General features: G+C 42.4%; 1 protein-coding gene. It reads right to left on the reverse strand.

Annotated features, from left to right (window positions below):
• On the reverse strand, positions 1–913 hold a 913-nt coding region (locus tag B4K26_RS05180; protein WP_296243961.1), incomplete at its 3' end, for a nucleotide sugar dehydrogenase.
• Positions 914–971: the final 58 nt, after the last annotated feature.

Raw genomic sequence — 971 nt, forward strand, 5'->3', positions numbered from 1 at the left:
TGGTTTTGACCAACTGCGTGACTACGTACTCGCCCATGCTATCGTTTAAGCGACGGCCCGCTAAGATAATCTCAGGGTTATAACCGATCGCTTGTGCCTTATGCGTCAAGTAATACGGATCGACACCGATGCAGTGACCACCGACGAGACCTGGACGGAAAGGTAAGAAGTTCCATTTGGTACCCGCAGCCTCTAACACTGCTTGGGTATCGATACCCATCTTGTTAAAGATAACCGCAAGCTCATTAATTAAAGCAATGTTGACATCTCTTTGGGTATTCTCAATCACCTTTGCCGCTTCTGCTACTTTAATGCTTGCTGCCTTATGAGTGCCGGCAGTAATAATTAAATTGTACACTTCATCGACAAAATCAGCGACTTCAGGTGTTGAGCCTGCCGTTACTTTTAAAATATTGGTAACGCGGTGCTCTTTATCACCAGGATTGATACGTTCAGGACTATAACCGGCATAGAAGTCTTGATTGAAGGTTAATCCCGAGACTTTCTCTAACACCGGAATACAAACTTCTTCGGTGGCGCCCGGATAGACGGTTGATTCATAAACGACGATATCGTCTTGTTTAAGAAGACTACCAATAGCTTCTGAGGCTTTAATTAAAGGCGTAAGATCAGGCTGTTTATAATCATCGATCGGTGTCGGTACCGTAACAATAAAAAAGTTACAGTCTTTAAGTGCTTGTATATCTGAGCTATAACTCAAATGTAATGCTTGGGTCAGCTCTTCATCACTAACTTCTAAGGTATGATCTGTACCTGCGGCAAGTGCCGAGATACGCTCAGCATTTATATCAAAGCCGACGACCGGAAGATGCTTACCAAACTCAACTGCTAAAGGCAAACCGACGTAGCCAAGTCCGATAACCGCTATTTTTATATTCTTGATATCTAACATAATATTCCTTTGTTCATCTAACCAGTTTTATTTAACTACTTAGATTAACACACCAAGT

This window comes from Psychrobacter sp. UBA6766, from assembly GCF_002453355.1.
Lineage (GTDB): Bacteria > Pseudomonadota > Gammaproteobacteria > Pseudomonadales > Moraxellaceae > Psychrobacter.